13 protein-coding genes and 3 pseudogenes are annotated in these 19,803 nt (G+C 61.1%); 12 read left to right on the forward strand and 4 right to left on the reverse strand.

Annotated features, from left to right (window positions below; all coding sequences use genetic code 11):
- The first annotated feature begins 24 nt into the window (after window positions 1-24).
- The 11 genes from EGJ86_RS16210 (at window position 25) to arcC (ending at window position 14,741) form a co-directional block, all read left to right on the forward strand.
- The gene (locus tag EGJ86_RS16210) at window positions 25-1,203 is read left to right on the forward strand and encodes an acetyl-CoA C-acetyltransferase (protein ID WP_003464250.1); all 1,179 of its coding nucleotides are present in this window, start codon (window positions 25-27) and stop codon (window positions 1,201-1,203) included.
- 140 nt (window positions 1,204-1,343) lie between these two features.
- A complete protein-coding gene (phaC, locus tag EGJ86_RS16215; RefSeq protein ID WP_011911904.1) occupies window positions 1,344-3,044 on the forward strand; it encodes a class I poly(R)-hydroxyalkanoic acid synthase in 1,701 nt (566 codons plus the stop codon).
- Between the two features lie 26 nt (window positions 3,045-3,070).
- Window positions 3,071-4,144 carry an HlyD family secretion protein gene (locus EGJ86_RS16220; protein WP_003464255.1) on the forward strand — a complete coding sequence of 358 codons (1,074 nt, stop codon included), beginning with the start codon at window positions 3,071-3,073 and terminating at the stop codon, window positions 4,142-4,144.
- The gene (gene rbbA / locus EGJ86_RS16225; protein ID WP_106733390.1) at window positions 4,141-6,879 is read left to right on the forward strand and encodes a ribosome-associated ATPase/putative transporter RbbA; all 2,739 of its coding nucleotides are present in this window, start codon (window positions 4,141-4,143) and stop codon (window positions 6,877-6,879) included. The genes EGJ86_RS16220 and rbbA overlap by 4 nt, the downstream gene beginning before the upstream one ends.
- Before the next feature lies 1 nt (window position 6,880).
- A complete protein-coding gene (locus EGJ86_RS16230; protein ID WP_038664457.1) occupies window positions 6,881-7,996 on the forward strand; it encodes an ABC transporter permease in 1,116 nt (371 codons plus the stop codon).
- A 65-nt stretch (window positions 7,997-8,061) separates the two neighbouring features.
- On the forward strand, window positions 8,062-9,513 hold the full coding sequence (locus EGJ86_RS16235) for a TolC family outer membrane protein (protein ID WP_038664460.1): 1,452 nt from the start codon (window positions 8,062-8,064) through the stop codon (window positions 9,511-9,513).
- A complete protein-coding gene (locus tag EGJ86_RS16240; RefSeq protein WP_010563423.1) occupies window positions 9,510-9,725 on the forward strand; it encodes a YgdI/YgdR family lipoprotein in 216 nt (71 codons plus the stop codon). Before EGJ86_RS16235 ends, EGJ86_RS16240 begins: the two co-directional genes overlap by 4 nt.
- Before the next feature lie 141 nt (window positions 9,726-9,866).
- A complete protein-coding gene (gene arcD, locus EGJ86_RS16245) occupies window positions 9,867-11,294 on the forward strand; it encodes an arginine-ornithine antiporter (protein WP_011911900.1) in 1,428 nt (475 codons plus the stop codon).
- A 51-nt stretch (window positions 11,295-11,345) separates the two neighbouring features.
- Window positions 11,346-12,596 (forward strand): arginine deiminase, encoded by a 1,251-nt coding sequence (gene arcA / locus EGJ86_RS16250; protein ID WP_038664465.1) that lies wholly within the window; start codon window positions 11,346-11,348, stop codon window positions 12,594-12,596.
- A gap of 118 nt (window positions 12,597-12,714) precedes the next feature.
- Window positions 12,715-13,725: an ornithine carbamoyltransferase gene (locus tag EGJ86_RS16255; protein ID WP_038664468.1), complete on the forward strand. Its 1,011-nt coding sequence runs from the start codon at window positions 12,715-12,717 to the stop codon at window positions 13,723-13,725.
- 89 nt (window positions 13,726-13,814) lie between these two features.
- On the forward strand, window positions 13,815-14,741 hold the full coding sequence (gene arcC / locus EGJ86_RS16260; protein ID WP_038664471.1) for a carbamate kinase: 927 nt from the start codon (window positions 13,815-13,817) through the stop codon (window positions 14,739-14,741).
- Between the two features lie 122 nt (window positions 14,742-14,863).
- Here arcC and EGJ86_RS25370 read toward each other — a convergent pair.
- A pseudogene (locus EGJ86_RS25370) lies at window positions 14,864-15,173 on the reverse strand (DUF3363 domain-containing protein); the annotation flags it as partial.
- 567 nt (window positions 15,174-15,740) lie between these two features.
- Here EGJ86_RS25370 and istA point away from each other — a divergent pair.
- Window positions 15,741-16,724 (forward strand): annotated as a pseudogene (gene istA, locus EGJ86_RS16270) (IS21 family transposase); the annotation flags it as partial.
- Here istA and EGJ86_RS16275 read toward each other — a convergent pair.
- The 3 genes and pseudogenes from EGJ86_RS16275 to EGJ86_RS25655 all read right to left on the reverse strand — a co-directional run.
- Window positions 16,723-17,489: pseudogene (locus EGJ86_RS16275) on the reverse strand (IS3 family transposase); the annotation flags it as partial. The pseudogenes istA and EGJ86_RS16275 sit on opposite strands and share 2 nt — an antisense overlap.
- A gap of 243 nt (window positions 17,490-17,732) precedes the next feature.
- The gene (locus EGJ86_RS16280) at window positions 17,733-19,136 is read right to left on the reverse strand and encodes an AIPR family protein (protein ID WP_157831708.1); all 1,404 of its coding nucleotides are present in this window, start codon (window positions 19,134-19,136) and stop codon (window positions 17,733-17,735) included.
- Window positions 19,078-19,368, reverse strand: coding sequence for an ATP-binding protein (locus tag EGJ86_RS25655; RefSeq protein WP_125835804.1), 291 nt, complete (start codon window positions 19,366-19,368; stop codon window positions 19,078-19,080). The genes EGJ86_RS16280 and EGJ86_RS25655 overlap by 59 nt, the downstream gene beginning before the upstream one ends.
- Between the last annotated feature and the right edge of the window lie 435 nt (window positions 19,369-19,803).

The following is a 19,803-nucleotide window of genomic DNA, read 5'->3' on the forward strand; positions in this document are numbered from 1 at the left end:
TAGTCATAACATGAGGCATTCCAGATGATCGACGTCGTTATCGTCGCTGCAACCCGCACCGCCATCGGTAGCTTCCAAGGCAGCCTGGCCGAGATTCCGGCACCGGAACTCGGCGCCATCGTCATCCGGCGCCTGCTCGAGCAGACCGGCCTCGATGCTGCCCAGGTCGATGAAGTGATCCTCGGCCAGGTGCTCACTGCCGCGTCCGGACAGAACCCCGCACGCCAGGCTGTGATTCGCGCCGGCCTGCCCCACGTCGTTCCTGCGATGACCCTGAACAAGGTCTGCGGCTCGGGCCTCAAGGCCCTGCACCTGGCTGCCCAGGCTATCCGTTGCGGCGATGCCGAGGTGATCATTGCCGGCGGCATGGAGAACATGAGCCTGTCGCCCTACGTGCTGCCCAAAGCCCGCACCGGCCTGCGCATGGGCCATGCGCAGATGCTCGACAGCATGATCGTCGATGGCCTGTGGGATGCCTTCAACGATTACCACATGGGCATCACCGCCGAGAACCTGGTGGACAAGTACGGCATCAGCCGTGAAGCCCAGGACGCCTTTGCCGCCGCCTCGCAGCAGAAGGCCGTGGCCGCCATCGAAGCTGGTCGTTTCGACGCCGAGATAACCCCGGTGCTGATCCCGCAGCGCAAGGGCGATCCAATCGCCTTCGCCCGTGACGAGCAGCCGCGTGCCGGCACCACCGCCGAGTCGCTGGCCAAACTCAAGCCGGCGTTCAAGAAGGACGGCAGCGTTACCGCCGGCAATGCCTCCAGCCTCAACGATGGCGCCGCCGCCGTGCTGCTGATGAGCGCAGCCAAGGCCAAAGCGCTGGGCCTGTCGGTGCTGGCGAAAATCAGCGCCTATGCCAACGCAGGCGTCGATCCGGCGATCATGGGTATCGCCCCGGTCTCGGCCAGCCGCCACTGCCTGGACAAAGCCGGCTGGAGCCTGAACGAGCTAGACCTGATCGAAGCCAACGAAGCCTTCGCCGTCCAGGCACTGGCCGTTGGTCAGGAGCTGGGCTGGGATGCCGCCAAGGTCAACGTCAACGGCGGCGCCATCGCCCTTGGCCACCCGATCGGCGCCTCCGGCTGCCGCGTGCTGGTCAGCCTGCTGCACGAGATGATCCGCCGCGATGCCAAGAAAGGCCTGGCGACGCTGTGCATCGGCGGCGGCCAGGGCGTGGCGCTGGCCATTGAACGCTGACTAACAATTTCGCGGATCTATCGGGCGAGCTCCCCTGCACCCTCACCGCCTGGATGGCGGTGAGGGTATTCCCCGAAATGATCGCACCGTGCCCTTTGCCGGGCGCGGCCTTTTTTCATTTTCTTGGACAAACCATGAACATGAACAATTCACATTCTTTCGCTCACTACTGGTCAGGACAGGCGCCTTTCATCACCAGCTTCGCCCTACAGCAACTGCGCCTGTACGTAGCGCAAAACTCTTGGTTCAACGGGCATGACCAAAGCCAGTGGTTCAATGTCTCCCCCGAAGCGTTGGAACAATTGCAGGTTGACTACCAGCAACAATGGACAGCGCTTGGCCAGCAACTGCTGGCCCGTCAACCGTTCGACTTCGACGACCGGCGTTTCGCTAGTGGCAACTGGAGTGAACCGTTGTTCGGTTCCATGGCCGCCTTCTACCTGCTGAATTCCGGATTTCTGCTGAAATTGCTGGAGCTGCTCACCATCAAAGAAGAGAAGCCACGTCAGCGTCTGCGCTACCTGATCGAGCAGGCAATCGCCGCAAGCGCCCCGAGCAACTTCCTGCTGAGCAATCCCGATGCCCTGAAATGCCTGGTGGAAACCCAGGGGGCCAGCCTGCTCAGTGGTCTATTGCATCTGGCCGGAGACCTACAAGAAGGCAAGTTGCGTCAATGCGACCGAGGCGACTTCGAAGTTGGCGTGAATCTCGCCGTCACTCCCGGTGAGGTGGTGCTGGAAACTCCGCTGTTCCAGTTGATCCAATACCTGCCGCTCACCGATACACAGTACCAGAGGCCAATATTTATCGTCCCGCCGGCCATCAACAAGTACTACATCCTCGACCTCAGCCCGGAAAATTCTCTGGTTCGCCATCTGCTGGAACAGGGTCACCCGGTATTCCTGATGTCCTGGCGCAACTTCACCCAGAAACAGGCTGACATCACCTGGGAGCAGATCATCCAGGACGGAGTGATCAGCGCCCTACGCACTACCCGGGTCATCAGTGGCGAGCGTCATCTGAACTGCCTGGGCTTCTGCATCGGCGGCACCCTGCTGAGCTGCGCGTTGGCAGTGCTGGCTGCGAGGGGCGACCACGACATTGCCAGTCTGAGCCTGTTCGCCACCTTCCTCGACTACCTTGATACCGGGCCGATCAGTGTCTTTGTCGATGAGCAACTGGTGGCCTACCGCGAGCGCACCATCGGTGGCCATGGTGGTAAATGTGGCCTGTTCCGCGGAGAGGATATGGGCAACACCTTCTCCCTGCTGCGGCCCAACGAGCTGTGGTGGAACTACAACGTCGACAAGTACCTCAAGGGACAGAAACCACGCGCCCTAGATCTGCTGTTCTGGAACAACGACAGTACCAACCTACCTGGCCCCATGTACTGCTGGTATCTGCGCCACACCTACCTGCAGAACGACCTCAAGTCGGGCGAGCTGGAGCTGTGCGGGGTCAAGCTGGATCTGCGCTCCATAGAGGCGCCAGCCTACCTCCTCGGAACCCACGATGACCACATAGTCCCATGGCGCAGTGCCTATGCCAGCACGGCTCTTCTTGGGGGATCGAAACGCTTCGTCCTCGGATCTTCTGGCCACATCGCCGGAGTGATTAACCCACCAGCAAGCAACAAACGCCATTACTGGGTAAACGAGCACATCACGCCGATTGCTGACGACTGGCTACAAAGCGCTCAACAACACGCAGGTAGTTGGTGGGTCGATTGGTTCGCCTGGCTGGCCGGGCATGCCGGCGAGCTCCGGCCCGCCATCACGCGGATGGGCAATGCCGAATACCCTCCCCTAGAACAAGCGCCTGGGCGCTACGTGAAGCAATGACCGCCCGAAGTTTAGGAAAACCCTCGATGAAGCCACAACAGAAGAAAACCCTGATCCACACGGCCTCCGCCGTCGCCCTGGCCGCCGTGGCCGCACTGGTCTGGCTGGAACTGCGCCCGAGCGGCCTGGGTTCCGGTTTCGCCAGCGCCAATGGCCGGATCGAGGCAACCGAAGTGGACGTCGCCACGAAACTAGCTGGCCGTCTGCTGCAGATCGACGTCGACGAAGGCGATTTCGTCGCCGCCGGACAAGTACTCGCGCAAATGGACATCCAGGTGCTCACCGCCCAGTTGAGCCAGGCCCAGGCCCAGGTTCGCCAGGCGCAGAACGCCACCCGCACGGCCCATTCCCAAGTTTCCCTGCGCATCAGCGAGAAAGCCACCGCCGAAGCCGTTGTGCACCAGCGTCAGGCCGAGCTGACTGCGGCGCAGAAGCGCTACGCCCGTACCGAGACCCTGGTCAGACGCAATGCCTTGCCCCAGCAGAAACTCGACGATGACCTGGCCGCCCTGCAAAGCAGCCAGGCCGCACTCAGCGCCGCCCGTTCCCAGGTTCTGTCGAGCCAGGCCGCCATAGATGCTGCGCAATCGCAGGTGATCGAGGCCGAATCCAGCGTGGAGGCAGCCCAGGCCAGCGTCGAGCGGCTGCAAGCGGATATCGAGGACAGCCGGCTAAAGGCGCCCCGAAGTGGCCGTGTGCAGTATCGCGTCAGCCAGCCAGGTGAAGTCTTGGGTGCCGGCGGCAAGGTACTCAATCTGGTCGACCTCAACGACGTGTACATGAACGTCTTCCTGCCGGCGCAACAGGCTGGTCGAGTCGCCCTGGGCGCGGACGTGCGACTGATCCTGGATGCCGCACCGCAATATGTAATTCCAGCCAAGGTGACCTTCGTCGCCAGCGTCGCACAGTTCACCCCCAAGACAGTGGAAACCGCCAACGAACGGGAAAAACTGATGTTCCGGGTCAAGGCCCGAATCGATCCAGAACTGCTGCAAAAACACCTCGAACAGGTCAAGACCGGGGTTCCCGGCATGGCCTACCTGAAACTTGACGCCGCCGCCGAGTGGCCCGAAAGCCTGCACGTGCGAATCACACCATGACAGCGAACGACCCCAGCGTGGTGCAACTGATCGAGGTCAGCCTGCGCTACAACAAAACCTGCGCGGTGGACGCGGTCACCCTCGACATCCCCGCCAACCGCATGGTCGGCCTGATCGGCCCAGATGGCGTGGGCAAGTCCAGCCTGCTGGCCCTGATCGCCGGGGCGCGTAGGATGCAGGACGGCACGATACGGGTGCTCGACGGCGACATGGCCGATGCCGGCCACCGCCGCGACGTCTGCCCGCGCATCGCCTACATGCCCCAGGGCCTGGGCAAGAATCTCTACCCGACCCTGACCGTGTTCGAGAACCTCGACTTCTTCGGCCGCCTGTTCGGCCAGGATGAGCAGGAGCGCAGGGCGCGGATTGCCGACCTGACGCAAAGCACCGGCCTGGCGCCGTTTGTCGAACGCCCGGCGGGCAAGCTGTCCGGCGGCATGAAACAGAAGCTCGGCTTGTGCTGTGCGCTGATCCACGATCCGGATCTGTTGATCCTCGACGAACCCACCACCGGCGTCGACCCGCTGGCGCGCAACCAGTTCTGGGAATTGATCGAGCGCATTCGCAAGCGCCGCCCCGGCATGAGCGTGCTGGTCGCCACCGCCTACATGGACGAAGCCCAGCGTTTCGACTGGCTGGTGGCCATGGACGACGGCAAGGTGCTGGATATCGGAACCCCTGGCGAACTGCTCGAACGCACCGGCACCGACAATCTGGAAGAAGCCTTCATCGCCCTGTTGCCCGAAGCCAAGCGCAGCGGCCACCATACCCTAGTGATTCCACCGCGCCCGGCGGCCAGCGGCGAGAATGCGGTGGCCATCGAGGCGCACGGCCTGACCTGCCGCTTTGGTGATTTCGTCGCCGTCGATCATGTAGATTTCCGCATCGAGCGCGGGGAAATCTTCGGCTTCCTCGGCTCCAACGGCTGCGGCAAGTCGACCACCATGAAGATGCTCACCGGGCTGCAGCCGGCCAGCGAAGGCGAAGCCTTCCTGTTCGGCAAACCGGTCGACCCAAGGAACATCGACACCCGCCGCCGGGTCGGCTACATGTCCCAGGCGTTCTCGCTGTACAGCGAGTTGAGTGTGCTGCAGAACCTCGACCTGCATGCCCGGCTGTTCGAAATCCCGCCGCAACGGCGTCCCGCGCGCATTCAGGAAATGCTCGACAGGTTCGATCTTCAGGGAGTCGCCGAGCAGTTGCCGGAGGATCTGCCCCTGGGGGTGCGCCAGCGCCTGTCGCTGGCGGTGGCGGTGATTCACCAGCCGGAGATCCTGATCCTCGACGAGCCGACTTCCGGCGTCGACCCGGTAGCCCGCGACGGCTTCTGGGAGCTGTTGATCGACCTGTCGCGCAAGGATGGCGTGACCATCTTCATTTCCACCCATTTCATGAACGAGGCGCTGCGCTGCGACCGCATGTCGATGATGCACGCCGGCCGCGTGTTGGACAGTGACACGCCGCAGGCGCTGATGGCCAAGCGCGGCCTGTCCACCTTGGAAGAAACCTTCATCGCCTACCTGCGCGATGCCGCTGACGACACACCGGCGGACGCCCCGCAGCAGGCACCAGAGGAGGCGGAATTCGTCCATGCCAGCGCGGCAAAATCATGTTTCAGCCCTCGGCGCCTGTACAGCTACGCCCAGCGCGAAGCCATGGAACTGCGCCGCGATCCTGTTCGCGCCACCCTGGCCTTGATCGGTACGGTTCTGCTGATGTTCATCATGGGCTACGGCATCAACCTGGATGTCGAGGATCTGAGCTACGCGGTACTCGATCGCGACCAGACCACCACCAGCGCCGCCTATGCCGAGACCCTTACCGGCTCGCGCTATTTCCAGGAAAAACCGCCACTGCGCGACTACGACGAACTCGAACGGCGCATGCGCCAGGGCGATATCAGCCTGGCCGTGGAGATTCCGCCAGGCTTCGGTCGCGAGCTCAAGCGCGGTGACGTACCACAGCTGGGATTCTGGGTCGACGGCGCCATGCCGACCCGCGCCAATACGGTCAAGGGCTACGTACAGGGCATCCACCAGGGCTACCTGCAGCAGCTTGCCGCGACGGCTCCCGGGAATGCGGCCCGCAGCCAGTTCGACATCGCCCTGCGCTACCGCTACAACCCCGATGTGCAAAGCCTGCAAGCCATGGTGCCGGCGGTGATCCCGATCCTGTTGATGATGATTCCGGCGATGCTCACCGCCCTGGGCGTGGTGCGGGAAAAGGAGCTGGGCTCGATCACCAACTTCTACGTCACGCCGGTGACCCGCCTGGAGTTCCTGATCGGCAAGCAGTTGCCCTATATCGCCCTGGGCATGGCCAACTTCTTCATGCTGGTGGCCTTCTCGGTCTGCTTCTTCGATGTGCCGGTCAAGGGCAGCATGCTGACCCTGACACTCGGCGCACTGCTCTACGTGACCTGCGCCACCAGCCTCGGCCTGCTGATCTCCTCGGTGCTCAATAGCCAGATCGCCGCGATCTTCGGCACCGCCATCGCCACCGTGGTGCCGGCTACGCAATTCTCCGGTCTGATCCACCCGGTATCGGCCTTGGAAGGCGCCAGCGCCTTGATCGGCAACCTCTACCCGACCAGCCATTTCCTGATCATCAGCCGTGGCGTGTTCTCCAAGGCGCTGGGCCTGGCCGAACTCTACCCCTACTTCATTCCCTTGCTGATCACCATCCCCACACTGACCCTGCTCAGCGTCGCCGGCCTGAAGAAGCAGGAGAAATAAGATGCGCAAACTGAACAACATCCTGCAGTTGGGCATCAAGGAACTGCGCAGCCTGTATCGCGACCCGGCCCTGTTGCTGCTGATCCTCTACGCCTTCACCCTGAGCATTTACTCCCAAGCCAACAGTGTGCCGGAGTCGCCGCACCGGGCCAGCATTGGCGTGCTCGACGAGGATCGCTCGCAACTGTCGACGCGCATCGTCGGCGGCTTCCAGTTGCCCTACTTCATCAAGCCCGCGGCCATCGACCTGGAAACCATGGACAGCGGCATGGACGCCGGGCGCTATACCTTCACCCTGAACATCCCGCCGCAGTTCCAGCAAGATCTGCTAGCCGGACGCCAGCCAACCATCCAGCTCAATGTCGATGCCACACAAGTCAGCCAAGCGTTCACGGGGGCTGGACATATCCAGCAGATCATTAATGACGAGGTCGGCGAGTTCCTCAGGCGCTTTCGTGGCGCCAACGCGGTACCCGTCGAAGCGGTGGTACGCATGCAGTACAACCCCAACCTGGTGCAATCCTGGTTCGGCTCCGTCAACGCAATCGTCAGCCAGATCACCATGCTGTCGATCATCCTCACCGGCGCCGCACTGATCCGCGAACGCGAACACGGCACCATCGAGCACCTGCTGGTGATGCCCGTCACGCCGTTCGAGATCATGTCGGCCAAGGTCTGGTCGATGGGCCTAGTGGTGCTGGCCGCCACCGCCCTGTCCATGCGCATCATCATCGAGGGCTGGCTGGCCGTCCCCATTCCCGGCTCCGTGCTGTTGTTCCTCGGCGGTGTCGCCCTGCACCTGTTCGCCACCACCTCGATGGGCATCTTCTTCGGCACCCTGGCCCGCTCGATGCCACAGCTGGGCCTGCTGATCATTCTCGTGCTGATGCCTCTGCAGATTCTCTCCGGCGGCATGACCCCGCGCGAAAGCATGCCGGAAGTCGTACAGAACGTCATGCTGGCGGCACCCACCACGCACTTCGTCGAGCTAGCCCAAGCCATTCTCTTCCGTGGCGCCGGCCCGGCTGTCGTCTGGCCGCAAATGCTTGCCCTAGGCGCCATCGGTAGCGTGTTTTTCATCGGTGCCTTGTCGCGGCTGCGCAAATCCCTGCATTGAGAAGGCCATCCACACGGTGCCATTCGAATAGACATGCAAGACAGACCAAATAAGGAAACTAATACGTGGAGATAACCACAACCGCTAGGTTGGCCCTGGTGACAGCCATCTGCCTGGGCATCCCAGCACAGGGCTGGGCAACCTCCCTACCCACCCCGGCCAAAACCGACCTGGTCACCGTGTACAAACAAGCAGCGAAGAACAACGCCGATATCGCTGCCGCTCGCGCCGACTACCAGGCGCGTCGCGAAGTGGTGCCGCAGGCGCGTGCCGGGCTGCTGCCCAACCTGTCGGCGGGGGCCAATTATGGCGATACCCGCACCGAGCTCGATTCGCCGAGTAACACCCTGTCGCGCAGCGGTCTGGTGTATCAGGCCAACCTGAGCCAGCCACTGTTCCGTGCCGATCGATGGTTCCAGCTGCAGGCGGCCGAGGCGACCAGTGAGCAGGCGGCGCTGGAGCTGTCAGCGACCGAGCAGAGCTTGATTCTGCAGAGCGCCGAGACCTACTTTGCCGTGTTGCGCGCCCAGGACACCCTGGCCTCGACCCGTGCCGAAGAGGCGGCGTTCAAGCGCCAGCTGGATCAGGCCAACGAGCGCTTCGATGTTGGCCTTTCCGACAAGACCGACGTGCTCGAAGCGCAGGCCGGTTTCGACACTGCCCGAGCCAACCGCATTCTCGCCGAGCGCGCCGTGGATGATGCCTTCGAGGCCCTGGTGGCGCTGACCAATCGCAGCTACACGGCAGTCGAAGGTATCGTGCATACCTTGCCGGTATTGGCGCCGACACCGAACGACGCCAAAACCTGGGTCGATACCGCCGCTGCGCAGAACCTCAATCTGCAGGCCAGCTTCTTCGCGGTCGATGCTGCCGAGGAAAACCTGCGCCAGCGCAAGGCCGGCCATGCGCCGACCCTGGATGCCGTGGCCAGCTATCAGAAGGGCGACAATGACAGCCTGGGCTTTACCAACTCTGCTGCGTCACCCACTACATACGGTGGCGATGTTTCGCAGCGCTCCATCGGCCTGCAACTGAATATCCCGCTGTACAGCGGCGGCCTGACCAGCTCGCAGGTGCGTGAGGCCTATCAGCGCCTGGGGCAGACCGAGCAGTTGCGCGAAAGCTTGCGCCGCCAGGTGGTGCAGAACACCCGTAACCTGTTCCGTGCGGTGAATACCGACGTGGAGACCGTGCAGGCGCGCCGCCAGTCGATCATCTCCAACCAGAGCGCCCTGGAAGCCACCGAGATCGGCTACCAGGTCGGCACCCGCAACATCGTCGATGTGCTCGATGCCCAGCGTCAGCTGTACAGCGCGGTGCGCAACTACAACGACGCGCGCTATGACTACATCCTCAACAACCTGCGCCTGAAGCAGGCCGCCGGCACCCTCAGTCCGGCTGACCTGGAAGCGCTGGACAGCTTCCTCAAGCCTGACTACAACCCGGACAAAGACTTCCTACCGGAAGAAACATTAGAAGCCAACTTTACTGACGACAACTTAGGAGCATCATCATGAAAAAAATCTGCCTTGTACTTTCCGCTCTGACTCTCAGCCTGCTTGCTGGCTGTTCTACCCCCTCGCTGATCGTGCTCAACAGCGGTCAGGAAATCCAGACACTAGACGAACCCAAATACGATGCAAAAAGTGGTTTCTACGAATTTAAGCAACCTGACGGGAAACCCCAACGTATAAATAAAGATCAGGTGAATACCATCAGGACGCTCTGATTCAGCAATGACAGCGGTTTCGTGATACCACCTTCAAACTTTCTAACCCCATTTATCACGACTGCATTGAACTTGTTAAACATTAGGAAAACTCCGAAAGAGTCTGCCCGGTAGTTATTACTAGACCAAGGAGGTCTCGCTATGTCTGACTCGACTCAAAAACTGCGCCTCGGCGCGTTGATCGCTCTGGTTGTTGGTTCAATGGTTGGCGGCGGGATCTTCTCCCTGCCGCAGAATATCGCCGCCAGTGCCAGTGCCGGCGCCACCCTTATTGGCTGGCTGATCACCGGTGTCGGCATGCTCACCCTGGCTTTCGTCTTCCAGACCCTGGCCAACCGCAAACCCGACCTCAATGGCGGGGTGTATGCCTACGCTAAGGCCGGCTTCGGCGACTACATGGGTTTCTCCTCGGCTTGGGGTTACTGGATCAGCGCCTGGATCGGCAACGTCAGCTACATGGTGTTGCTGTTCTCCACCCTCGGCTACTTCTTTCCGGTATTCGGCGAGGGCAACACCCTGCCGGCGATCATCTGCGCCTCTATCGTGCTCTGGCTGCTGCACTTTCTGGTGCTGCGCGGGATCAGGGAAGCGGCCTTCATTAATACCATCACCACCATCGCCAAGATGCTGCCGCTGGCGCTGTTCATCGTCATCGCCGCCGTCGCCTTCAAGATGGACGTGTTCACCTCGGACTTCTGGGGCAGCGGCAACACCGAGCTCGGCAGCGTGATGGATCAGGTGCGCAACATGATGCTGGTCACCGTCTGGGTGTTCATCGGTATCGAGGGTGCGAGCATCTTCTCCGCCCGCGCCGAGAAACGCAGCGATGTCGGCAAGGCCACCGTCATCGGCTTCATCGGCGTGCTCCTGCTATTAGTGCTGGTCAACATCCTCAGTCAGGGCATCCTCGCCCAGGCCGAACTGGCCGGACTGAAAAACCCGTCGATGGCTGCCGTGCTGGAACAGGTAGTCGGCCCCTGGGGGGCGCAACTGATCTCCATCGGCCTGATCATCTCGCTGGCCGGGGCGCTGCTGTCGTGGACACTACTGTGCGCCGAGATTCTCTTCGCCAGCGCCAGTGACCACACCATGCCGGAGTTCCTGCGCAAGGAGAACGCCAACCAGGTCCCGGCTAACGCGCTGTGGCTGTCCAACGGGCTGATCCAGCTGTTTCTGATCATCACCCTGTTCAGCGAGTCCACCTACCTCAGCCTGCTGTATCTGGCCACCTCGATGATTCTGGTGCCGTACTTCTGGTCGAGTGCCTACGCCGTGCTGCTGGCCTTGCGCGGCGAGACCTACGAAAACGCCGCCGGCGAACGCAACAAGGATCTGCTGATCGCGCTGATCTCCACGCTGTATGCGGTGTGGCTGGTGTACGCCGCCGGCGTGCAGTACCTGCTGCTCTCCGCGCTGCTCTATGCCCCTGGCGCAATCCTGTTCGCCAAGGCCAAGCGCGAGCTGGGCCAACCGGTGTTCACGGGCGTCGAGAAGCTGATCTTCATCGCCGTACTGATCGGCGCCGGCATTGCCGCATTCGGCCTGTATGACGGTTTCCTGAGTTTGTAAAAGTGCCGCCCCGGACCTTCCGGGGCCACGTTCCACGAGAAGGAGTTTGACATGTCCAAGAAAGCCCTAGGCGTTCATTCCGAAGCCGGCAAGCTGCACAAGGTGATGGTCTGCTCGCCCGGCCTTGCGCACCTGCGCCTGACCCCCGCCAACTGCGACGAACTGCTGTTCGACGACGTGATCTGGGTATCGCAGGCCAAGCGCGACCATTTCGATTTCATGACCAAGATGCGTGAACGCGGTATAGAGGTCGTGGAGATGCACAACCTGCTCGAAGAGACCGTGCGCAACCCGCAAGCGCTGCAGTGGATTCTCGAGCGCAAGATCACCCCCAACAGCGTCGGCCTCGGTCTGCAGAACGAAGTTCGTTCGTTTATCGAAAGCCTGGAGCCACGGCGCATCGCCGAATTCCTGATCGGCGGCGTGTCCGGCGCAGACCTGCAGAAATACAAAGATTCGGAAGCAGCGAAGATGTTCAACGCCTATCTGGGCGAGTCCAGCTTCATCTTCCCGCCGCTGCCCAACACCCAGTTCACCCGCGACACCACCTGCTGGATCTACGGCGGCGTAACCCTCAACCCGATGTACTGGCCGGCGCGCCGCCAGGAAACCCTGCTCGCCAGTGCCATCTACAAATTCCACCCGGACTTCATCAATGAAGAGTTCGAGGTCTGGTATGGCGACCCGGATCAGGATCACGGCTCGGCCACCCTCGAAGGCGGCGACGTGATGCCAATCGGCAACGGTACCGTGCTGATCGGCATGGGTGAGCGCAGCTCGCACCAGGCCATCGGCCAGGTGGCGCGTACCCTGTTCGCCAAAGGCGCCGCCGACAAGGTGATAGTCGCCGGCCTGGGCAAATCGCGCTCGGCCATGCACCTGGACACCGTGTTCAGCTTCTGCGACCGCGACCTAGTGACCATCTTCCCGGAAGTGGCCAACTCCATCGTGCCCTTCGTGCTGCGCCCGGATGAAAGCAAGCCTGGCGGTATCGACCTGCGCCGCGACGAGCGCAGCTTCCTCGACGTGGTCGCCGAGTCGCTCAACCTGAAGAAACTGCGCGTGGTGGAAACCGGCGGCGACGCCTACGAGGCCGAACGCGAGCAGTGGGACGACGGCAACAACGTGGTCTGCCTGGAACCCGGCGTGGTCATCGGCTACGACCGCAACACCTACACCAACACCCTGCTGCGCAAGGCCGGCGTCGAGGTCATCACCATCAGCGCCAGCGAACTGGGACGCGGCCGTGGCGGCGGCCACTGCATGACCTGTCCGATCATCCGCGACCCAATCGATTACTGACGGACACATATTCGTAGGGTGGACATGGCGCAGCCTTGTCCACCTTTGCCAGCAAGAAGGCGGACAAGCCTGCAGCATGTCCGCCCTACAGTTGCCCTTGCCAACGGAGCGAAATCTCATGGCTTTCAACATGCACAACCGCAACCTGCTCAGCCTGATGCACCACAGCACCCGTGAGCTGCGTTACCTGCTCGACCTGTCGCGCGACCTCAAGCGCGCCAAGTACACCGGCACCGAGCAGCAGCACCTGAGCCGCAAGAACATCGCGCTGATCTTCGAGAAGACCTCGACCCGCACCCGCTGCGCCTTCGAGGTGGCCGCCTACGACCAGGGCGCCAACGTCACCTACATCGACCCCGGCTCCTCGCAGATCGGTCACAAGGAGTCGATGAAGGACACCGCTCGCGTGCTCGGACGCATGTACGACGCCATCGAGTATCGCGGCTTCAAGCAGGAGATTGTCGAGGAACTGGCCACCTACGCCGGCGTGCCGGTGTTCAACGGTCTGACCGACGAGTACCACCCCACGCAGATGCTCGCCGACGTGCTGACCATGCGCGAGCACAGCGACAAGCCGCTGCACGACATCGCCTACGCCTACCTCGGCGATGCGCGCAACAACATGGGCAACTCGCTGCTGCTGATCGGCGCCAAGCTCGGCATGGACGTGCGCATCGCCGCGCCCAAGGCGCTGTGGCCGAGCGCCGAACATGTCGCCGCCTGCAAGAAATTCGCCGAGGAAAGCGGCGCCCGCCTGCTGCTCACTGAAGACCCGAAGGAAGCGGTCAAGGGCGTCGACTTCGTCCACACCGACGTCTGGGTGTCGATGGGCGAGCCGGTGGAAGCCTGGGGTGAACGCATCCAGGAACTGCTGCCGTACCAAGTCAACGCCGAAATCATGAAGGCCGCCGGCAACCCGCGGGTGAAGTTCATGCACTGCCTGCCGGCCTTCCACAACAGCGAAACCAAGGTCGGCAAGCAGATCGCCGAACAGTATCCGCACCTGAAGAACGGCATCGAAGTGACCGAGGACGTCTTCGAGTCGCCATGGAACATCGCCTTCGAGCAGGCGGAAAACCGCATGCACACCATCAAGGCGATTCTGGTCGCGACCCTGGCCGACATCTAAACCGTAGCCCGGATGCAATCCGGGGCAATCGCCCCCTCGCCATCCCCGGATTGCATCCGGGCTACGAACGAGAACAAGGAGCAACCATCATGCGACTCGTCATCGCCCTGGGCGGCAACGCCCTGCTTCGTCGCGGCGAAGCCATGACCGCGGAAAACCAGCGTGAAAATGTACGTATCGCCTGTGAGCAGATAGCCAAGGTTGCAGGCGGAAACGAGCTGGTGATCGCTCACGGCAACGGCCCACAAGTCGGCCTGCTGGCCCTGCAGGGCAATGCCTTCGACGCCGCCAATCCTTACCCGCTGGATGTACTCGGCGCCGAAACTGAAGGCATGATCGGCTACATGATCGAGCAGGAGCTGGGCAACCTGCTGCCGTTCGAGGTGCCCTTCGCCACCATCCTCACCCAGGTCGAAGTGGACAGCGCCGATCCAGCGTTCAAGAAACCAACCAAACCTATAGGCCCGGTCTACGCCAAGGAAGAAGCCGAACGCCTGGCCGCCGAGAAAGGCTGGAGCATCGCCCCGGACGGTGACAAGTTCCGCCGCGTCGTGGCCAGCCCACGGCCACAACGCATCTTCGAAATTCGCCCGATCAAATGGCTGCTGGAAAAAGGCAGCGTGGTGATCTGCGCCGGTGGCGGCGGTATTCCCACCATGTACGACGGCAACAAATTGCATGGCGTGGAGGCGGTGATCGACAAGGATCTGTGCTCGTCACTGCTCGCCGAACAGCTCAACGCCGACCTGCTGGTAATCGCCACCGACGTCGACGCCACCTATATCGACTGGGGCAAGCCGACGCAGAAATCCATCGCCGAAGCTCACCCCGACGAGCTGGACAAACTCGGCTTTGCCGCCGGCTCCATGGGGCCGAAGGTGCAAGCCGCCTGCGAGTTCGCCCGCAACACTGGCAGCACGGCGGTGATCGGCTCGCTGGAAAATATCGAGGCCATCGTCCAGGGCAAATCCGGTACCCGGATCAGCCTGGATTACAGCGCCATCGCCTATCGCTGAAGGAGAGATGCCAACATGTTCGAGCCCGGCCATCTGCATCGCGATAACTTGGACAAACTCGAGACAATCTAGAGGGCTACGAGGTTCACTTGGTTTTCACCAGTATGCTTCGACTCTACATCTCAGCCTTGCGACCGACTAATCTCCCAGAACACTCTGCCATGGCGCATGGGTCACTGCAATTTGCTGCCCGAGTCGTTGTTCGATGATGGGGTTCACGGCATTAGGCTGAATCCCTTACCGTCATCGAGCACGGCGTAACGTCCACTGGCGAGCAGACGCTACGCCGTAGATGCCTATCACGCGCCGATCATCAAGGATTGGTCGGTGCTCTAACCCCGTTTCGGCGGCGATCTCGAGAGCGAACTGGGTTCGCTCTCGATTGCGCAACGTCGCCTGCAGGTTACGCGTCAGGATTACACGACGACCTTGAACTGCTCAGGCGTCTCAGCGCGCGAAGATCTTCTGGAACCCAAATGCCACCAGTGCCCCACCGGCCCAACCGTTCATAGCCCGATACGCAGGTAGCCATCACGAAAGGCCAACGTGCCGAAAATCCAAACGAGCCCGATTTGCCAACCTAGGAGTAGCACTCTAGTCAGCAGGAGAGTGATCGGGTAGAACCAGAGCGGAAAGGCGGCCGGGAATATGGCGGCGAAAGAGCTAGAAGTCGCGCTGACTTCAAAACTGAGCAGCAGCTACCGAAAACAACGCAAGATTCGCTTCCCGGTTTGAGACAACTCATTCGGGACGCTCCGTCGGGCCGCAGAATCGAAGTCCAAAGGAACAGCTGGTTCATAGCCTCTCACTAGGTATAGTGCGGATTCCACGGTCATCTGGCCACCCATTCCATAAGCATCTGACCACCGATTCCACGGTGATCCGGCCACTGATTCCACGGCCATCCGGCCACTCAACCGGGCAGGCAGTAACGCAGGATTTCTTCACTACCATCGACCTCTTTTTCGAAGCAGAGAGGTCGTCGTGGAGCGTTTATCCATGCGTAAGATTCGCGAAGTACTTCGTCTCAAGTTCGAGGTCGGGCTATCGGCTCGCCAGATTGCAGTCAGTGTGCAGGTCGGTCGTGTCACCGTCGGCGATTACCTCAACCGCTTTGCCGCCAGCGGTCTAGCCTGGCCCTGTTCGTTGTCCGATTCCGAACTGGAGCAGCAGCTGTTCCCGCCACCGCCGGCGGTACCCTCCGAACAACGACCGCTGCCTGATTGGTCTTGGGTGCATGCCGAGCTGCGTCGCCCCGGCGTGACCCTGGCGCTGCTCTGGCAGGAGTACCGCCTGAACCAGCCGCAGGGTTTTCAGTACAGCTGGTTCTGCGAGCACTACCGGGCCTGGCAGGGCAAGCTGGACGTGGTGATGCGCCAGGAGCATCGCGTCGGCGAGAAGTTGTTCGTCGACTACGCCGGGCAGACGGTGCCGGTTATCGACCGCCACAGCGGCGAGATCCGCCGGGCGCAGGTGTTCGTCGCGGTGCTTGGCGCGTCCAGCTACACCTTCGCCGAAGCCACCTGGTCGCAGCAGCTGCCGGACTGGCTAGGCTCGCATACCCGTTGCTTCGCCTTCCTCGGCGGCGTGCCGGAGATCGTGGTGCCGGACAACCTGCGCAGCGCGGTAAGCAAGGCCCATCGTTACGAGCCGGACATCAACCCCAGCTACCGCGACCTTGCCGAGCACTACGGAGTGGCGGTGGTGCCGGCGCGGGCGCGTAAGCCGCGCGACAAGGCCAAGGCCGAAGTCGGCGTGCAGGTGGTCGAGCGCTGGATCCTCGCGGCCCTGCGCAACCGTCAGTTCTTCTCCTTGGATGAACTCAACAGCGCCATCTCCGTGTTGCTGGAGCGGCTCAATCGCCGCCCGTTTCGCAAGCTGCCGGGCTCCCGGCACTCGGCCTTCGAGGCTCTGGATCGTCTGGCGCTGCGCCCCTTGCCGGTGCAACCCTACGTCTACGCCGAGTGGAAGAAGGCGCGGGTGGCTTCATCGACCAGCCAATCACTTGGCGCGAAAACAGATCCAGTACCACCACCAAGTACAACCAACCCTCATAGGTGCGGATGTAAGTGATGTCGGTGACCCAGACCTTGTTCGGTTCACTGACGTTGAACTTCCGCTCCAGACGGTTGGGCGAGGCCACAGTCGGCTTGCCACCATAGTACCCGGGGCGCCGACGATAACCGGTCTGCGAGCGCAGTCCCTCTCCCCGCATCAGGCGAGCCACGCGGTGCCGACCACAAGACTCGCCCAGCTCACGCAGGTCGTCGTGGATCTTGCGGTAGCCGTAGACCCCGCCGCTTTCCAACCAGGCATGCTTGATCAATCCGAGCAGACGCTGATCCTCCTTGGCGCGTGCAGATTTCGGCTCGGCCAGCCAGGCGTAGTAACCGCTGGGATGTACCTGGAGGGTCTGGCAGAGGCGCCGCACCGGGTACTCCACCGACAGCTTGCTGATAACGGCGTACTTCAGCCGGACTCCTTGGCAAAGTACGCGGCGGCCTTTTTTAGGATGTCTCGCTCTTCGGTCACTCGCTTGAGTTCAGCGCGCAAACGACGCAGTTCGGCTTGCTGATCATCTACCTGCTGCCGCTGTACTTGGGGCTTGCTGTAGCGCTTTACCCAGGCGTACAGGCTATGCGCGGACACACCTAGACGCTCTGCCACATCGGCAACACGCAAGCCGCGCTCAGTGATGTGCTTGACCGCTTCGATCTTGAATTCTTCGGGGTAACGCTGGTTGCTCATGGCACCTCCTGATGGGCCTCATTATGAGGCTTGGAGGTGTCTACGAAACTAGGGGCGATTCAGATCTCGCAGCTCGCGACGTCAAGAAAGTGTTGAGCCTGACAGAGCGCTCAGCGACGAACTGAAATGACCAAGCGGCGTAAATCATAAGATTTCGCCGCTTTACCATTCACTGGCCTGGCCCAACCTCTCCGACCAGCCAGCCCCAGCGAGCACCTCGCGATGACCTGAGCCAGTCTCTGCTCAGCATTCGATCTCCAATCGTTCCAACAGGTACTTCAAAGCTGTCTTTTCTCCTTTGGACAGGTTCAGACGGCCGGAAGCAATCTTGGTCAAGGCACTAATGTTCTTGGGTGATGCAATCCCATTCTTCTGCGCCTGGGTGATGATGTCGTTCGCGCGGGGCACCAAGCCAAACAGGGCAACATCGAAGTCAACCTCGAGATTCATGGCTCCTTCGCGGCTTCCCTGTCGTGCTTCGTCACAGTATTCCTCGATCGAAACACCAAACTGGGCGGCGGTTTCGCTTGGTACGCCAACCTTGCCCCTCACATACTGCTCCCAGCAGAAATCCCGCTTGGCGAACTCTGAGATGTTCCTGACATTGTCCGGCGGGGATCTCAGAATGTCTGCCACCAGACGGGCCTGCTCTAGCATCCATCCAAGCAGTGCTGAGGGAACACTCTGCTCTCGCCATATCCTATCCAGATCCAACTGCTGGGCCTTTGCTCGGAACCCGTCAGCGCAGGCTGCAATCGTGTACGTGACAATTTGAGCTTTATAGCCTCGGTCTGCTTGGTACCACGACGAGTTCTGCACGGCTTCATCAAGGTCAATGAAGAGCAATGCTTTAGCCATGGCCCGACGGAACCAGGTTTCACTGAGCGAGGATCCATCTCCGAGCTTCGCGAGCACCGATGTCGTGTAGCGGTTGAAGCATTTCTGGGCGCCCTCACTGACATGTTGGGGGCGCCCATCGAAGGAAAGCTCGTACTTCGCAAGGTCGGTCTTTGTCACGAGACGTGTCTTGGGATACATCAACTCAAGCTTCTTGCGCTCAGACGGCGTCTTGTACGAGAAGAGATTCTTGTACTGGCCTCTAGCACGTTCATAGAACCATTTGCTGCTGTGAAGCTCGCCCGCTTTCTGGGGAACGGACACCTCTTTGGAGAAGCGTTCAATTCGGATCTGTACCGGACTGTTAGAGGCAAGATCAGCCAGCGAAACCTTGTTTTGTGTGTTGGCGTATTCGGAGATTCGGGGAACCACATCGGCTAACCGATCCTCCTCCACTACGGACAGCTTGACCTGAACGTAAACATGATCAAGGTTCCTGCCCAAACCATCGCGAGCATAGAGCAGAGACGCAGTGGTTTGCCCTCCGTTTACAACTTGGAAATCCTTGATGTGGGAAATAGCCAATGCACCGCTGGGGAGCCTTCGCGTCTGTACGGAGGACGCCGTAGCCGTTACGCCATTGTTGTACGCAAAGAACATCCCGGGCTCTTCCGCGATGGTGCGCAGAATGCCTTTGTTGACACCGGTCTTTGCCTGCAGGTACGTCCTGACGTTCTGCTCGAGTAGGCGATTACCAAATGCGGCGAAGACCTTGGCCAGTACCGAGCAGTCCCCAGCCAAATCTTCCAAGATCGTCGGGCTCCCGCTCATCCTGTGGATTGGCACTGGCGGGGCGCATGGCGATCTTTAGCGTCTCCAAGTCCATGCCAGTCCCGTCGTCACGGATCCTTACGACAACATCACTCTCCTCGGGCTCGAACGAGATATCCACCCGAGAGGCCTTGGCCTTGATGCTATTGTCGATTAAGTCCGCGAGAGCTGCCGCTAGGTCGTAGTTACCAAAACTTCGTGCGGTCGCCATCAGGTCCCTTGCCTGGGGCGGATTCGTTATCCTCAATTCCCTCTCCTCAGCCCATACCACCGGGCAATATGGCAACAAGCCACTACAACATTATCCTTAGCCATAGTACGGGTACGAGACTATCCAGATTCATGGCAAATGGCCACTTCCTAGCCGCGCCCTTTTCTGCACCGGGTTGCATCGGAGATAGAGCCAATGCCCGCTACTGGATGCTTTGAGCCTGCCGCATCAGACTGGATGCCGGCCATAGTCGACTACCACAGCTTATGATCTCAGCTCGTAGCTGACCTTGCCTGTAGGTCGGCCACACCGACTACGATCATGAAGCTGGAGAAATTAAATGTGTAGACAGTAGGACTGAAAATCCTACGCACCAGTGAGACAGATTACGCTGGCAATACCGCCCTCCCCCACGCCACCAGCCTGGAATCAGGG

It is taken from the genome of Pseudomonas sp. o96-267, assembly GCF_003935465.1.
GTDB classification, from domain to species: Bacteria; Pseudomonadota; Gammaproteobacteria; order Pseudomonadales; family Pseudomonadaceae; genus Aquipseudomonas; species Aquipseudomonas sediminis.